The organism is Nonomuraea jabiensis, from assembly GCF_014204795.1.
Taxonomy (GTDB): Bacteria; Actinomycetota; Actinomycetes; order Streptosporangiales; family Streptosporangiaceae; genus Nonomuraea; species Nonomuraea jabiensis.
On sequence record NZ_JACHMB010000001.1, the window covers coordinates 10,173,609 to 10,187,852 of the forward strand.

A 14,244-nucleotide genomic window follows, 5' to 3' on the forward strand; every position below is an offset into this window, starting at 1 on the left:
GCGAAAGGATTTCTGGTGGAACTGACCAGCTTCTATCCCGTGATCTGCACCACCCGGCTGCAGGAGTCCCGTGACTTCTACACCGGGCTGCTGGGGTTCGAGACGACGTTCGAGGCCGACTGGTACGTCAGCCTGCGGCGTCCCGGGACGCCGCCCTATGAGCTCGCGCTGCTCGACCACGCCCACCCGACGCTGCCCGAGGCCTACCGCGTCCCTGTCCGCGGGCTGCTGCTCAACTTCGAGGTGGCGGACGTGGACGCCGAGTGGGAACGGCTCGTCGTCGGCGCGGGGCTGACCGCCGAGCTCGCGCTGCGCAGCGAGGACTTCGGGCAGCGGCACTTCATCGTGGCCGATCCCAACGGGGTCCTCATCGACGTCATCACCCCGATCGCACCCTCGGCGGAGTACGCCGAGCAGTACGTCGGCTCATGACTCCCGGCCGGTGAAGTGGCCGGTCAGGTCGCGGTGCAGGTGAGCGCCGAGGCGGCGGCGGTCCCGGTGGCGGTGAAGCAGAAGGTTGCGGTGGCGTCGGCGGCGAGCCTGCCGTTCCAGGACTCGTTGCGGACGCTGACGGACGGTGCGGCGCCCGAGCGGACCCCTTCCCACAGCTGGGTGACGCTCTGCGATCCGGGCCAGTTCCAGGTGACCGTCCAGCCATTGATCGCCGAGGTGCCGGCACCATGCCGACCTCTGCGAGCCCTGCATGGAGCCTTTCCAGTGGTGTCACTCAGGCCGGATACCCGAGATGTTTCATCGGCCGGTGACGTGTAATTTTCATCCTCCGTCGGGGGCGGGCCGCGCTCCGCGACCAGGGAAGACGGCGGGCGACAGGACGTGATCGGCGGGGCGGCTCATTGACGTGTCCGCGCCCGGCGGGGTTCGCTCCACGTGCAAGGAGCCGACCGTTCAGGGACCGCGGTCTCTGCCAGCGCTCACAGAAACGGAGGCATCCATGATGAGGATGACGCGCCTGCTGAGCGGCCTGGTCGCCGTGCTGGCGCTGCTCGCGGCCACGGTCTACGCCACGATGTACGCCCCGGCGGCCGGCGCGGAGTCGAACGGCGGCGTACGGGTGATGCCGCTCGGCGACTCGATCACCGACGGGCTCACCGTACCCGGGGGTTACCGCATCGACCTGTGGCAGAAACTCGTGGCCGCCGGCTACCGGGTCGACTTCGTCGGATCGCTGTTCAACGGGCCGTCGAGCCTGGGCGACCACGACCACGAGGGCCACTCCGGATGGCGCATCGACCAGATCGACGCCAACATCGTGAGCTGGCTACGCACCTACCAGCCGCGTACGATCCTGCTGCACATCGGCACCAACGACATGTACCAGAACCCGAACGGCGCGTCCTCCAGGCTGGCCACGCTCATCGACCGCATCACCGGCACCGCGCCCGACGCCGAGGTGTTCGTGGCCACGATCATCCCCCTCAACGGCGCCGACCCGACCGTCAGGAGCTTCAACTCGGCGATCCCCGGCATCGTGCAGTCCAGGGCCGCGGCCGGCAAGCACGTTCACCTGGTCGACATGTACAGCGCCCTGACCACCGCGGACCTGGCCGACGGCGTCCACCCCAACGCCGGCGGCTACAGCAAGATGGCGAACGTCTGGTACAACGCCCTCCGCTCGGTCCCCGGCAGCCTGGATGGCACCCCCACCCCGACCCCGACGCCCACGCCTCCCGGGCAGGGCGGTGCCTGCACCGCGACCTACCGGACGGTCAACACCTGGAGCGGCGGCTTCCAGGCGGAGGTGACCGTACGCAACAACGGGTCGGCGCCGCTGAACGGGTGGACCGTCGGCATGACCCTGGCCGCCGGGCAGGCCGTCACCAACCTGTGGGGCGGCGTCGCGACCGGGACCAGCGGCGCGATCAGCGTCCGCAACGCCTCCTACAACGGCAGCCTCGCGGCCGGCGGCACCACGACGTTCGGCTACGTCGCCGGCGGCAACGGCGCCAACGCGCCCACCGGCATCGGCTGCTCCAGCCCCTGAGCGATCCCGGCGCCGGCCGCGCACACTGCGGCCGGCGCCGGGCGTCACCAGGAACGGCACGATGATCCGCTCAGCCGGGCCGTCGATAGGGTGGGGTTCGTGCCCGCATCCCCCAAACGCCGGTTCCTGGGCTTCCTCCTGCTGGCCGGCCGGCCGTGGCTGGCGGCCCTGTCCCTCCTCGAACTGTTCCTCCTGGTGGAGCCGACCGCGGTGGCCCTGGTCACCGGTGAGCTGGTGGGCCGCCTGGCGCAGGGCCTGGCCACGGGCGCGGCCGGGCAGGGCGGCATCGTGGCGCCGCTGGCGCTGCTCGGCGCGCTGCTGGTCACCGGCAACGTGCTCCGCTCGATGAGCCGGCCGCTGGCCGAACGGGTGGGGCAGCGGATCGACGCGGCGGTCCGCGAGGAGCTGACCTCCCGCGTGCTGGCGCTGCCGACTCTGGACCGGGTGGAGGACGTCGCCGTCCAGAACGAGCTGACGACCATGCGTTCGCCGCTGCTCACCTGGACCGACGAGGGCATCGGCGCCGGGGCGGTGGTCCGGTTCCGGGCCGGGCTGACCATGGCCGGGCTGGTGACGGCGATGCTGGTGCTCTCCTCCGTGGTGTGGTGGTGGGGCCCGGCGACGGCCGCGGCGGCGCTGCTGCTGGGCCGTTACCGGGCGAGCATGTGGCGGGAGTTCTTCAGGGTGGTGTCGGGCACCATGCCGGCCGCGATGCGCGGGCGCGCGTGGGCCGCGATGATGTCCGACAGCCGGGACGCCAAGGAGGTGCGGATCTTCGGGCTGACCGGCTGGCTGGAGAGACACGCGGAGAAGAACATCGCCGACGCCGCGCGGCGGGTCATCGACGCGAGGGTGGCTCTGCTCCGGCGGGAGATGTCGGTCTTCCTCGGGTGGGCGGCGACCGCGTCGCTGGTGTACGTGGCGGTGGCCACCTCCGGTGAGGTGTCGGTCGGCCGGATCGCCGCGACGATCGGCGCGGTCTCGGCCATGTTCGTCATCTCCATGTCGAGCCAGGGCGAGGACATGGACGAGGTCGCGATGCCCGCCGTGGAGGCCGTCACCCGGATCCGCGCGCTCGCACCCGGCCTGGAGCCGCCGCCCGCGCCGGACGGCAGCGGACAGATCGCCCTTCGGGACGTGGAGTTCGGCTACGGGAAGGTCCACGTGCTCAAGGGCGTGACGTTAACGCTCACACCCGGCGAGGTGACCGCGGTCGTCGGCGTGAACGGCGCCGGGAAGACGACCCTCGCCAAGCTCCTCACCGGCCAGTACCTCCCGCACGGCGGCACGGTGGCCACCGAGCCCACGGCGTACGCGGTGTATCAGGACTTCAACCGGTACGAGCTGAGCGCGTACGAGAACATCAGGATCGCCGCGCCGCAGGCGACGCGGGAGCAGGTCGAGGCGGCGGCCGCCGCGGTGGGCGCGACCGCGCTGATCGAGAGGCTGCCCAGGGGCTGGGAGACGGTGCTCTCCCCCAAGTACGCCGACGGCGGCGACCTGTCCGGCGGCCAGTGGCAGAAGCTGGCGCTCGCCCGGGCGGCCCTGGCGGCCGCCTGCGGGGCGCGGCTGCTCGTCCTGGACGAGCCGACCGCCAACCTGGACATCGAGGCCGAGCTGGAGGCCTTCGACCGCATCCGCCAGGTGCGCGGCCGGGCGAGCGTCGTGCTGATCTCGCACCGCTTCTCCACCGTGCGCAAGGCGGACCGGATCGTCGTGCTGTCCGGCGGGCGGATCACCGAGGACGGCACCCACGACGAGCTGCTCGCCGCCGGCGGCGAGTACGCGCGGATGTTCCGCCTCCAGGCCCGGCAGTTCGAGGAGAGCGCATGAGGTTCGCCGAGATCCGTACGCTGCTGGGCGAGTGCCTGCGCCACCAGCCGGGGCGCACCTGGCTGCTGCTCGTCCTGACCCCGCTGGGCGCGATCACCCCCGCGCTGACCGCCCTCGGCCTGCAGTGGATCGTGGACGGCGCCCTCACCGGGTCCCGGCCGCTGATCGTCGGCGGGGCGATCTGCGCGGCGACGGCGGGCGCGTTCGTCCTGGCCGGCGGTCGCGTCATCCAGGTGCAGGCCGGTCTGGTGGGCAGCGAGGTCGGCACCGTGCTGGACAAGCGCATCATGCGATGGTGCGCGACCCTGCCGACCACGGCGCACCTGGAGGACAGCGAGTCGCTGCGCCGGATCGAGCAGATCCGCGGGCTCGGCCCGCGCACCGTCACCACCGGGCTGGCCGGCCTGAGCGTGGTGCAGAGCGGGCTCTGGCTGGTCATCACCACGATCCTGCTGGCCAGGGTCCATCCCGTGCTGCTCGCGCTGCCGCTGTTCGCGGTGCCGTCGATCCTGCTCACCCGGACCACCTCGCGCAGGACCGAGGCGGCCAGGGCGGAGACCGCCGAGCGCAACCGGGCCGAACAGCACCTCTTCGCGATGGTCACCGAGGCCAACTCGGCCAAGGAGCTCCGGCTCGGCACCTCCGGCGCCCACGCCGCCGCGATCGCGCGCCGCCTGCGCGAGGAGCGGACCGCGATCCTCTGGCGGGCCACGCTCGCCACCGCCGGTCTCACCCTGCTCGGCTCGCTCGTCTTCGTGGCGGCCTTCATCGGGGCGCTGTTCCTGACCGTCCGGCTGGCCCTGTCCGGCGCGGTCAGTCCGGGCGCGCTGCTGCTGGTGGCCACGCTCGGCGGCCAGATCAGGGGCCAGCTCGACCTGCTCACCCACGCGCTCACCCACGCCGGCCGCGGCCTGACCATGGCCGGCCACTACCTGTGGCTGCGCGACCTGCACCGGGCGGGCACCAGCGGCACTCTCTCCCCGCCCGACCGGCTGCGCGACGGCATCACCCTGTCCGGCGTGGACTTCTCGTACGGCGGGCCGCCCGTGCTGCGCGGCATCGACCTGCGGCTCCCGGCCGGGGCCACGGTGGCGCTGGTCGGCGACCACGGCAGCGGGAAGACGACGCTGGTCAAGCTGCTGTGCGGGTTCCACCGGCCGACCGGCGGCACCGTCACCGTGGACGGGACACCCCTCACCGAGCTGGATCCCGCGGCCTGGCGGGACCGCGTGACCTCGGCCTTCCAGGACTTCAGCCGCTTCCCGTTCCTGGCCCGCGAGGCCGTCGGCGTGGGCGACCTGCCGAGGATGCACGACATCGCGCGGGCCGCCGGGAAGGGCGGCGCCGCCGGGGTCTTCGCCCGCCTGCCGGAGGGCGAGGAGACCCGGCTCGGCAAGGCCCTCGGCGACGGCGTCGAGCTCTCCGGCGGCCAGTGGCAGAAGGTCGCCCTGTCGCGGGCCTTCATGCGGTCGGCGCCGCTCCTCGCCGTGCTCGACGAGCCCACGGCCGCGCTGGACGCGGCCGGCGAGTACGAGGTCTACCAGCGGTACGCCGAGGCGGCCCAGGAGTGGCAGCACGCCACCGGCGGGATCACCCTGCTGGTCTCCCACCGGTTCGCCACCATCCGGATGGCCGACCTGATCGTGGTGCTCGACGGCGGACGCGTCGTCGAGTGCGGCACGCACGCCGAGCTCATCGGCCTCGCCGGCCGCTACGCCCGCCTGTACGACCTCCAGGCCGCCGCCTACCGGTGACCGCTCAGGGGTGGCGGGAGAGGTAGCCGCCCATCGTCCGGAACACCTCGCCGGCCGGCAGGTCGGTGCCGTCCTCGGTGCGGACCCGTTCGATCACCAGGCCGTGGCTGCGGCCCCGGCGGGCCTCGGCGCCGGCGACGATGACGATGCCGTCGCCCTCGCGGATGAACACCCGGCCCGGGGTGCCGCCGTAGACGCCCCGGGAGACCGAGGCCTTCAGGATGCGCACGCGCTCGCCCCTGTAGTGGGTGAAGGCGTTGGGGTAGGGGTCGGACTGGGCGCGCACCAGCCGTTCGATGTCCTCGGCGGGCCAGTTCCAGTCGATGTTGCTGTCCTCGATCGAACGCTTGTGGAAGAAGCTGGCCTTGGTGCGGTCCTGGGGCGTCCAGTCGGTGCGGCCGGAGGCGATGAGGTCCAGGGCCTCGGCCACGATGGGGGCGATGAGGTCGACCGTGCGGTGGAACAGGTCGGTGGCGGTGTCGGCGGGGCCGACCGGGACGGCGCGCTGCACGACGATGTCCCCGGCGTCCAGTTCGGCGTTCATCATGTGGGCGGTGACGCCGACCTCCTTCTCGCCGTTGATGAGCGCCCAGATGAGCGGGGAGAAGCCGGCGTAGGCGGGAAGCAGCGAATCGTGCACGTTGAGGATGCCGTGCCGGGGCAGGGTGAAGATCTCGGGCGGGATCCAGGTGCGCCAGTTGTTGGCGACGATGAGGTCGGGCTCGACTTCCTTGAGGGTGAGCAGGAGCTCGTCGTCGGGCCGGTTGCGGAGCACGACCGGCACGCCGTGGGCCTCGGCCAGTTCGGCCACCGAGTCGCTCCAGATCTTCTCGTAGGCGTGGTCGCTCTGCGGGTGAGTGACCGCCAGCACCACGTCATGCCCGGAGTCCAGCAGGGCTTGGAGGGTGCGATGCCCCCAGGTCTGGTAACCGAACATCACGACCCGCATCAGCGCTCTCCTTGTGAGGTGGGGGGAATAAAGTTAGGCTCGCCTAATTAGGCGAGCCTAACCTAAGTTGGTTTCCGATTCCACCTGTGGCTCCCATCTCGGACCGCTCTCTCGAAAGGCCTTTCATGCCCACTGCCGAGCAGCCCGTCCACGACCTCGTCGGCATCGGTTTCGGACCGTCCAACCTCGCCCTGGCCATCGCGCTGCGCGAGCGTCAGGCGCGCACCGGCGAGCGGATCGACGCGGTGTTCCTGGAGAAGCAACTCTCGTTCGGATGGCACCGCGGCATGCTCCTCGAAGGCACCACGATGCAGGTCTCCTTCCTGAAGGACCTGGTCACCATGCGCAACCCCACCAGCGAGTTCAGCTTTCTGTCCTACCTGAAGGCGCGCGGCCGGATGCTGGACTTCATCAACCACAAGACGATGTTCCCCTCCCGCATGGAGTTCCACGACTACCTGGAGTGGGCCGCGGCCCCCTTCGCCGACCAGGTCGAGTACGGCTCGGAGGTCGTCGCGGTCACGCCCGTCACCGTCGACGGCGCGGTGGAGTGTCTCGATGTGGTGGTCCGCCAGGCCGACGGGGAGCTCAGCACCCGCCGCACCCGCAACCTGGTCGTCGCCGTCGGCCTGGTCCCGGTGCTGCCCGACGGGATGGTCGGCGACGAACGCGTCTGGCACAGCGAGGAGCTCCTGGACCGGCTCCCCTCGCTGACGGACCCGCGCCGGCTGGTGGTGGTCGGCGCCGGCCAGAGCGCCGCCGAGGTGACCGACCACCTGCACGGCCGCTTCCCCGACGCCGAGGTGTGCGCGGTCTTCTCCAAGTACGGCTACACCCCCGCCGACGACAGCTCCTTCGCCAACCGCATCTTCGACTCCGTCGCGGTCGACCACTACTTCGGCGCGCCCGAGGCGGTCAAGGACAGCCTGCGCTCCTACCACGCCTCCACCAACTACTCGGTGGTCGACCTCGACCTCATCGACGAGCTGTACCGCAGGCACTACCAGGAGAAGGTGCAGGGCAGGCAGCGGCTGCGCATCCTCAACGCCTCCCGGCTCGTCGAGGTCGCCAGGGACGCCGAGGGCGTGCGCGCCACCGTGGAGTTCCTGCCCACCGGGGAACGGACCGTCCTGGAGGCCGACGCGCTCGTCTACGCCACCGGCTACCGGCCCGGCGACCCGCTGACCCTGCTGGGCGCCGTCGGCGAGCACTGCGAGCGGCTGCCCTCGGGCGCCCTGCGCATCGAGCGCGACTACCGGATCGCCACCTCCGCGCACGTGCGCTGCGGCATCTACGTGCAGGGGGCCACCGAGCACACCCACGGCCTGACCTCGACACTGCTGTCCAACACCGCCGTGCGGGCCGGGGAGATCGTGGACGCGGTGGCCGGGCGGCTGCGCACCACGTACGCGTTCTCGCGCTGACGTACCCTGCGGTGACGGCCCGACTTGGCCGGCCGTCACCGCAGGGCCCAGGCCACATCCCTGAGCAGCGCGTGCCGCCAGCCCGCCCGATCGTGGCCCGAGGCCGAGCGGGAGACCCGCACGGTGGCGCCGGCCCGTTCGGCCAGGGTCTCGACCAGCTCGCAGTGCGGGAGCATCCGCGTCTCGTGCTCCCCCACGTCGAACGCGACCCGCAGACCGGACAGGTCGGGGCACTCCCGCAGGCGCGCGGCGACGGCGCCGCCGACCGGTCCGCCCATAGGGTCGGCCAGGTTGGCGGCGTCCGGCGTCCACCAGAACGACCCCGACTGGCAGGCGACGGCGGACACCAGCTCCGGGAACTCCAGGGCCGCGTACATCGCGCTCAGCCCGCCGAGGCTCTGCCCGGCGACCACCAGCCGGTCCGGGTCGGCGGGCACGCCGCTCCCGGCGACCAGCGGCAGCAGCTCGTCCCGGACCGCCTCCCACAGCTCGGGCCGGCACCCGAACTCGGCCTCCCTGTCCCGCGCGGGCAGGAAGACGAGCGTGACGGCGGGCAGCTCGCCCTGGGCGACGGCCGAGTCGAACGCGGTCATGGCCGGGTGCAGGTACAGCCAGTCGTCCCCGTCGAGCAGCAGGACCACCGGCCCGCCGCCGCCCGCCGGGTGGACCCGCACGGTGCGCCGCCCGCCGAGCCGTCCGCTGGTCCAGCGGATGCGGGTGCGCGGGAGGGGCAGGACGTCGCCGGCGCCGACGGCGGGCCAGTGCGGCTGGGCGGGGGCGTCCGGGGTCGCGGCGATGGACCGGTCGCCGCCCGCCCCTGCCGGGTTGAACGGGTCGGCGTACGCCCCGTCGTCCGTGACGAACTGGTACGTCACCCGCAGCCGCGCGGGCATGACCACCTCGGCGTACCAGCAGTCCGTGTCGCCCCACCGGCGCAGGGGCACCGGCTGCGACCAGCTCTCGAAGCCGACGCTCGCCGGGGACCCGCGCCACAGGAACAGGGTGGCCCAGCCGTCGCCCGCGGGCACCGACGCGGGCGCCCCCGCCGCCGCCCAGAACTCGTCGGAACCGGGCTCACCGGGCAACCCGTACGGGGTGAAAGTGCTCTCCATGCGCGGTCGTACTCCGTCCCTACCGTCGGCCAGAAACTAAGGATAGACTTACCTAAGTTTCATGATCGAGATGGGCTCCGTGGATTGTAGGTCGATGAGCACGACTCTGGAGAAACGTCCCACGTCCGAGGTCACGGGGGCCCGCCGGCGGCGGGTGCTGGGCCTGGGCGTGCTCGCGGTGGTTCTCCTGGTCGCGGGGGCGGTCTCGCTGGCCGTCGGCGCGCGCGGGCTGAGCCTCGCGGAGGTGTGGCAGGGCCTGTTCCCGGAGCCGGGCTCCGACCAGCGGCTCACCGAGATCGCGCTCATCGTGCAGACCGTACGGGTGCCCAGGACCGTGCTCGCGATCGTGGCAGGCGTCGCCCTGGGGGTCAGCGGGGCGCTGATCCAGGGGTACACGCGCAACCCGATCGCCGACACGGGGCTGCTGGGGGTGAACTCCGGCGCCTCGTTCGCCGTGGTGTCGGTGATCCTCCTGTTCGGGCTCGCCAATCCGTACCAGTACGTCTGGTTCGCCTTCCTCGGGGCGGCGGCCGCCGGTGCCGTCGTGTTCGGGCTGGCCGGCATCGGCCGGGGCGCGGGCAGCCCGCTGACGCTCGCGCTGGCCGGGCAGGGGGTCGCGGTCTTCCTGGCGGCGATGACCACGGCGGTGGCGTTATCGGACCAGGCGTCGCTGAACGCCCTGCGGTTCTGGAACGCGGGCACCGTCGCCGGGGTCGGATTCGACGTCATCTGGCCGGTGGTCGCGTTCATCGTGGCCGGGTTGCTGCTGGCGCTGACCACGCTGCCCGCCATCAACCTGCTCAACCTGGGTGACGACGTCGCGCGCGGGCTGGGCGTGAACCTCACGCGGACCCGGACCGTCGGCATCGTCGCCATCACCCTGCTGGCGGGCGCGACCACGGCGGCGTGCGGCCCCATCGCGTTCCTCGGGCTGATGGTGGCCCACGTGGCCCGGTATCTCACCGGGCCCGACTATCGCTGGCTGGTGCCGTGCGCGGGCCTGCTCGGCGCCGTCGTCCTGCTGGTCTGCGACATCGCCGGGCGCGTGGTGACCCGGCCGGGCGAGCTGCAGGCAGGCGTCGTCGTCGCCGTCGTCGGCGCGCCGTTCTTCGCGGCGCTGGTCTGGCGCGGAAAGTTCAAGACGGTATGAACGAGACAGCGGTGAAGCGGCCGGTGGCACCGGGCGTGCGGCTCGGCCACGCGTCGTTCGTGTGGCGGCCCTGGATGGTGCTGGTGACGCTGCTGCTGGCGGCGGCGGTCTTTCTGGTGTTCTGCCTGTCCATCGGCACCGGGGACTTCCCCATCGGCCTGCCCCAGGTGATCGCCACGCTCTTCGGCCAGGGCGAGCGGGTCGACGAGTTCGTCATCATGGATCTGCGCATGCCGCGCGCCCTGGCCGGGCTCGTCGTGGGGGTCGCGCTCGGGGTGTCCGGGGCGATCACGCAGTCCATCGCGCGCAACCCGCTCGCCAGCCCGGACGTGCTGGGCATCACCGGGGGCGCGAGCGCGGTCGCGGTGTTCCTGGTGACGGTGTCGGGCGGGGCCGCCACGGCCATCGTCGACTCCGTGGGCCTGTCGGCGGCGGCGCTCGCGGGCGGGCTCGGCACCGGGCTGCTGGTGTACTTCCTGGCGTGGCGGCGCGGGATCGACGGCCTCCGGCTCATCCTCATCGGCATCTCGGTGAGCGCCGTGATGGAGGCGATCACGATCTGGCTGCTGGTCACGGCCGACATCCGGGACGTGGCGCGGGCGCAGGCGTGGCTGGTCGGCTCGCTGGACGGCCGGTCGTGGGGCGAGGTCTCGGTGGCGCTGTGGTGCGCGCTCGCTCTCATCGCCGTCGTGTCGTGCGTGGCGTTCCAGCTCCGGCCGCTGCACTTCGGTGACGAGGTCGCGGCGGGCCTGGGTGTCCGGTACTCGATGGTGCGGGCGGTCCTGCTGCTGTGCGCGGTGCTGCTGGCCGGCGTGGCGGTGAGCGCGGCGGGGCCGGTCCCGTTCGTCGCGCTGGTGGCGCCGCAGGTGGCGATGCGCCTGTCGCGGTGCCCGACGCCGCCGCTGGTGGCCTCCGGGCTGGTGGGCGCGCTGCTGCTGATCGGTTCGGACCTGGTGGCGCGTACGGCGCTGCCGGTCAGCCTCCCCGTCGGCGTGGTCACCGCCGCGATCGGCGGCCCTTTTCTCGTCTACCTGCTGGTGCGGGCGAACCTAAAGAAGTAAGGTTAGGCTAACCTAATATCGGCGTGGCAGTGGAAAGCAAGGGATTCCGGATGCTCCTCCAGCGAAGAACAGGTACGAAGACCTTGCGGCGGTTCGCGGCGGTGGTGTCCGCTGCGGCATTGAGCGGGGGCCTCGTCGCGGGATGCGGTTCGGGCTCGGCGGACCAGCCGAGCAGCGCCCCCGTTGCCGCCACGGACGGTGGCGTGTTCCCGGTGACCGTGGAGCACGCGTTCGGGTCCACGCAGATCGCCAAGGCCCCCCAGCGGGTCGTCTCCGTCGGCTACACCGACGACCAGGCGATCCTGGCCTTCGGCATCAAGCCGGTCGGCATGGTCGACCAGTACCCGAACCCGCCGGGCAAGACCCCCGACATCAACACCCAGTGGCCCTGGGTGAAGGACAAGTGGGGCGACACCCGCCCCGAGGTCATCATGAACAACGGGGACTCCGGCCCCAACTACGAGAAGATCGCCGCCCTGCGGCCCGATCTGATCATCGCGGTCTACTCCGAGATCGACCAGGCCGCCTACGATCGGCTCTCCAAGATCGCTCCGACGGTGGGCCGCACCAAGACCGAGAAGGAGCCGTTCAGCGCGCCGTGGCAGGACAACGCGCTGCACATCGCCAAGGCGCTCGGCAAGGCCGACGAGGGCACCGAGCTGGTGCAGGGCATCCAGGACAAGCTCGACGCCGCCCGCAAGGAGCACCCGGAGTTCGCCGAGCGCACCGCCGTCGCGGTGTCCTGGTACAAGAACTCGGTCGCGCCGTTCACCACCACCGACGTGCGCGGACGGCTGGTGTCGGGCATCGGCTTCAAGGGCGCGACGGAGATCGACAAGATCGCGGGCGGCAGCTTCTACACCGTGCTCTCCCCCGAGCGCATCGACCTGATCGACGTCGACCACATCTTCGTCATCGCCGACCAGGCGGACCAGAACGCGCTGAAGAACTTCAAGCTGTTCGCCAACCTGCCCGCGGTCAAGGGCGGCAAGGTGTCGTACCTGCTGGACAGCGAGGGACCGGCGATCGGCGCGGCCATGTCGCAGGGCACCCTGCTGTCCCTGCCGTACGCGATCGACGAGCTCGTCAAGTCGGCCGCCCAGTGACGCCGGTGAACAAGTCCCGTCCCCGGCCTGCCGTGGTCCGGGTGTGAGCACCGCCGGCACGCGCGTCGCCCCGGCCATCCTGCGCACGGCGACGGGGCGCGAGGCCACCCGCTGGGTCGCGGCGTACTGCCGCGAGGTGCCCTGGCAGACGGGCGCTACCGTGCTCACGGCGGTGGCCGCGGCGGCGCTCCAGGTGCTGCCGCTGCTCCTGCTCGGCCGGGTGGTCGACGGCGTGGTCGAAGGCCAGTCGCGGTCGGTCCTGGTCACCGTCGGGGTGCTGATGGTGGCCGCCGCGCTGCTCGGCTCGGCGGCCACCACGGCGGCCACGTACCTGATCGGACGGCTGGGCGCGGACCTGCTCGCGCGGCTGCGGGAAGGCGCCGTACGGGCGGTGCTGGGCATGCCGAGCGCGCGGATCGAGCAGGTCGGCCGGGGCGACGTGCTGTCCAGGGTCGGCGACGACGTGGCCGTGGTGTCGAAGGGCATCCGGACGGCGGTCCCCACGGTGTTCTCCTCGGGGGTCCTGGTCGTCATCGCCACGGCCGGCATGTTCGGGCTGGACTGGCGGCTCGGCCTGGCGGGCGCCGGCGCGCTGCCCGCGTACGCGCTGGCCCTGCGCTGGTACCTCCCCCGGTCCGCGCCGCTCTACCAGAAGCAGCGGGAGGCGCAAGCCGACCGCGCGCAGGCGCTGATCAGTGGCCTGAACGGGATCGACACCGTCCGGGCGTACCGCCTTGAGGAGTCCTTCCGCGAGCAGGTCACCCGCGAGTCGTGGCGGGTGCGCGAGCTCGGCGTCGAGGTGTTCCGGTTCTTCGGCCGGTTCGTCGGCAGGGAGAACCGCGCCGAGTTCATCGGGCTGGTCCTGATCCTCGTGGTGGGCTACGCCCTGCTGGAGGCCGGCGCCGTCACGCTGGGCGAGGCGTCGGTGGCGCCGCTGCTGTTCCACCGGCTGTTCAACCCGCTGGGCGCCATCCTGTTCACCTTCGACGAGGCGCAGAAGTCGGGCGCGAGCCTGACCCGGCTGGTCGGAGTGCTGGGCGAGGCCACGGAGGAGAGGCTGGTGGGGCGGGTGGCCGCCGCCGCGGACGCCGGGCCGTACCCGGTGGTGGTGGAGGGGCTGACGTTCAGCTATCCGGGCTCGGAGCGGCCGGTCCTGCGGGACGTCGATCTGACGATCCCGGCGGGCGGCTCGCTCGCGCTGGTGGGGGCCACGGGTGCGGGCAAGTCGACCCTGGCGGCGCTGATCGCGGGGATCGGGACCCCGCAGGCCGGGTCCGTGCGCATCGGATCGACCGATCTCGCCGGGCTGGACGAGGCCGGCGCGCGGGCCCTGGTGAGCATCCTGACGCAGGAGACGCACGTGTTCTCCGGTCCGCTCGCCGGCGACCTGCGGCTGGCCGCGCCGGAGGCGAGCGACGCCGAGCTGATGGACGCGTTGCGCAGGGTCGGCGCCGAGACGTGGGTCGCGGCGCTGCCCGACGGGCTGGACACCCTGGTCGGCGAGGGCGGCGAGCGGCTGGACGGCACCAAGGTCGCCCAGATCGCCCTGGCCCGGCTGGTGCTGGGCCGCGCGCCGGTGGTGGTGCTGGACGAGTCGACCGCGGAGGCGGGCAGCCAGGGCGCCGCCGAGCTGGAGCGGGCCGTGGCCGCCGCGTGCCGGGGCCGTACCACGCTCTTCGTGGCGCACCGGCTCACCCAGGCGATGGCGGCCGACCGCATCGCCGTGCTGGACGCGGGACGCGTCGTGGAGCAGGGAACCCACGAGGAGCTGGTGGCTCTGGGCGGCAGGTACGCGCGGCTGTGGCGCGCGTGGCAAGAACCTTCATCCTTCGAAAGGGACGGCTGAGTCTTCG

The 14,244-nt window shown here is 72.3% G+C and carries 12 protein-coding genes; 9 read left to right on the forward strand and 3 right to left on the reverse strand.

Annotation, left to right across the window (positions count from 1 at the left end):
• Positions 1–15 precede the first annotated feature (15 nt).
• A complete protein-coding gene (locus HD596_RS46600) occupies positions 16–432 on the forward strand; it encodes a VOC family protein (RefSeq protein WP_185075739.1) in 417 nt (138 codons plus the stop codon).
• A 23-nt stretch (positions 433–455) separates the two neighbouring features.
• Here the strand turns inward: HD596_RS46600 and HD596_RS65960 are convergent, their stop codons facing one another.
• Complete coding sequence (locus tag HD596_RS65960) at positions 456–839, reverse strand: cellulose binding domain-containing protein (protein WP_185079132.1); 384 nt, start codon at positions 837–839, stop codon at positions 456–458.
• Positions 840–952: 113 nt separating this feature from the next.
• Between HD596_RS65960 and HD596_RS46610 the strand changes: the two genes are divergently transcribed.
• The 3 genes from HD596_RS46610 to HD596_RS46620 all read left to right on the forward strand — a co-directional run bounded on the left by HD596_RS46610 (position 953) and on the right by HD596_RS46620 (position 5,589).
• The gene (locus HD596_RS46610) at positions 953–2,002 is read left to right on the forward strand and encodes a cellulose binding domain-containing protein (protein ID WP_221519904.1); all 1,050 of its coding nucleotides are present in this window, start codon (positions 953–955) and stop codon (positions 2,000–2,002) included.
• A 99-nt stretch (positions 2,003–2,101) separates the two neighbouring features.
• Positions 2,102–3,835 (forward strand): ATP-binding cassette domain-containing protein, encoded by a 1,734-nt coding sequence (locus HD596_RS46615; RefSeq protein ID WP_185075740.1) that lies wholly within the window; start codon positions 2,102–2,104, stop codon positions 3,833–3,835.
• Positions 3,832–5,589 (forward strand): ABC transporter ATP-binding protein, encoded by a 1,758-nt coding sequence (locus HD596_RS46620; protein WP_185075741.1) that lies wholly within the window; start codon positions 3,832–3,834, stop codon positions 5,587–5,589. The genes HD596_RS46615 and HD596_RS46620 overlap by 4 nt, the downstream gene beginning before the upstream one ends.
• Positions 5,590–5,593: 4 nt before the next feature.
• On the opposite strand, the gene HD596_RS46625 is transcribed toward HD596_RS46620, so the two are convergent.
• On the reverse strand, positions 5,594–6,538 hold the full coding sequence (locus tag HD596_RS46625) for a methionyl-tRNA formyltransferase (RefSeq protein ID WP_185075742.1): 945 nt from the start codon (positions 6,536–6,538) through the stop codon (positions 5,594–5,596).
• A 125-nt stretch (positions 6,539–6,663) separates the two neighbouring features.
• Between HD596_RS46625 and HD596_RS46630 the strand changes: the two genes are divergently transcribed.
• Positions 6,664–7,962: a lysine N(6)-hydroxylase/L-ornithine N(5)-oxygenase family protein gene (locus tag HD596_RS46630; RefSeq protein ID WP_185075743.1), complete on the forward strand. Its 1,299-nt coding sequence runs from the start codon at positions 6,664–6,666 to the stop codon at positions 7,960–7,962.
• 35 nt (positions 7,963–7,997) lie between these two features.
• On the opposite strand, the gene HD596_RS46635 is transcribed toward HD596_RS46630, so the two are convergent.
• On the reverse strand, positions 7,998–9,074 hold the full coding sequence (locus HD596_RS46635; RefSeq protein WP_185075744.1) for an alpha/beta hydrolase-fold protein: 1,077 nt from the start codon (positions 9,072–9,074) through the stop codon (positions 7,998–8,000).
• 94 nt (positions 9,075–9,168) lie between these two features.
• Here HD596_RS46635 and HD596_RS46640 point away from each other — a divergent pair, with 94 nt between their 5' ends.
• Genes HD596_RS46640 through HD596_RS46655 form a run of 4 tightly spaced genes read left to right on the forward strand, consistent with a single transcriptional unit; the run spans position 9,169 to position 14,237 of the window.
• Positions 9,169–10,224: a FecCD family ABC transporter permease gene (locus HD596_RS46640; protein WP_185075745.1), complete on the forward strand. Its 1,056-nt coding sequence runs from the start codon at positions 9,169–9,171 to the stop codon at positions 10,222–10,224.
• Positions 10,221–11,285, forward strand: coding sequence for a FecCD family ABC transporter permease (locus HD596_RS46645; protein WP_185075746.1), 1,065 nt, complete (start codon positions 10,221–10,223; stop codon positions 11,283–11,285). Before HD596_RS46640 ends, HD596_RS46645 begins: the two co-directional genes overlap by 4 nt.
• Before the next feature lie 50 nt (positions 11,286–11,335).
• Positions 11,336–12,391: an iron-siderophore ABC transporter substrate-binding protein gene (locus tag HD596_RS46650; protein WP_185075747.1), complete on the forward strand. Its 1,056-nt coding sequence runs from the start codon at positions 11,336–11,338 to the stop codon at positions 12,389–12,391.
• 43 nt (positions 12,392–12,434) lie between these two features.
• A complete protein-coding gene (locus HD596_RS46655; RefSeq protein WP_185075748.1) occupies positions 12,435–14,237 on the forward strand; it encodes an ABC transporter ATP-binding protein in 1,803 nt (600 codons plus the stop codon).
• The last annotated feature ends 7 nt before the right edge of the window (positions 14,238–14,244 follow it).

Bases quoted from the DNA above. Each gene is read 5' to 3' on its own strand.
- HD596_RS46610 (WP_221519904.1), top strand. From the start codon at position 953: ATGATGAGGATGACGCGCCTGCTGAGCGGCCTGGTCGCCGTGCTGGCG.
- HD596_RS46620 (WP_185075741.1), top strand. From the start codon at position 3,832: ATGAGGTTCGCCGAGATCCGTACGCTGCTGGGCGAGTGCCTGCGCCAC.
- HD596_RS46645 (WP_185075746.1), top strand. From the start codon at position 10,221: ATGAACGAGACAGCGGTGAAGCGGCCGGTGGCACCGGGCGTGCGGCTC.
- HD596_RS46640 (WP_185075745.1), top strand. From the start codon at position 9,169: ATGAGCACGACTCTGGAGAAACGTCCCACGTCCGAGGTCACGGGGGCC.
- HD596_RS46625 (WP_185075742.1), bottom strand. From the start codon at position 6,538: ATGCGGGTCGTGATGTTCGGTTACCAGACCTGGGGGCATCGCACCCTC.
- HD596_RS46630 (WP_185075743.1), top strand. From the start codon at position 6,664: ATGCCCACTGCCGAGCAGCCCGTCCACGACCTCGTCGGCATCGGTTTC.
- HD596_RS46650 (WP_185075747.1), top strand. From the start codon at position 11,336: ATGCTCCTCCAGCGAAGAACAGGTACGAAGACCTTGCGGCGGTTCGCG.
- HD596_RS46635 (WP_185075744.1), bottom strand. From the start codon at position 9,074: ATGGAGAGCACTTTCACCCCGTACGGGTTGCCCGGTGAGCCCGGTTCC.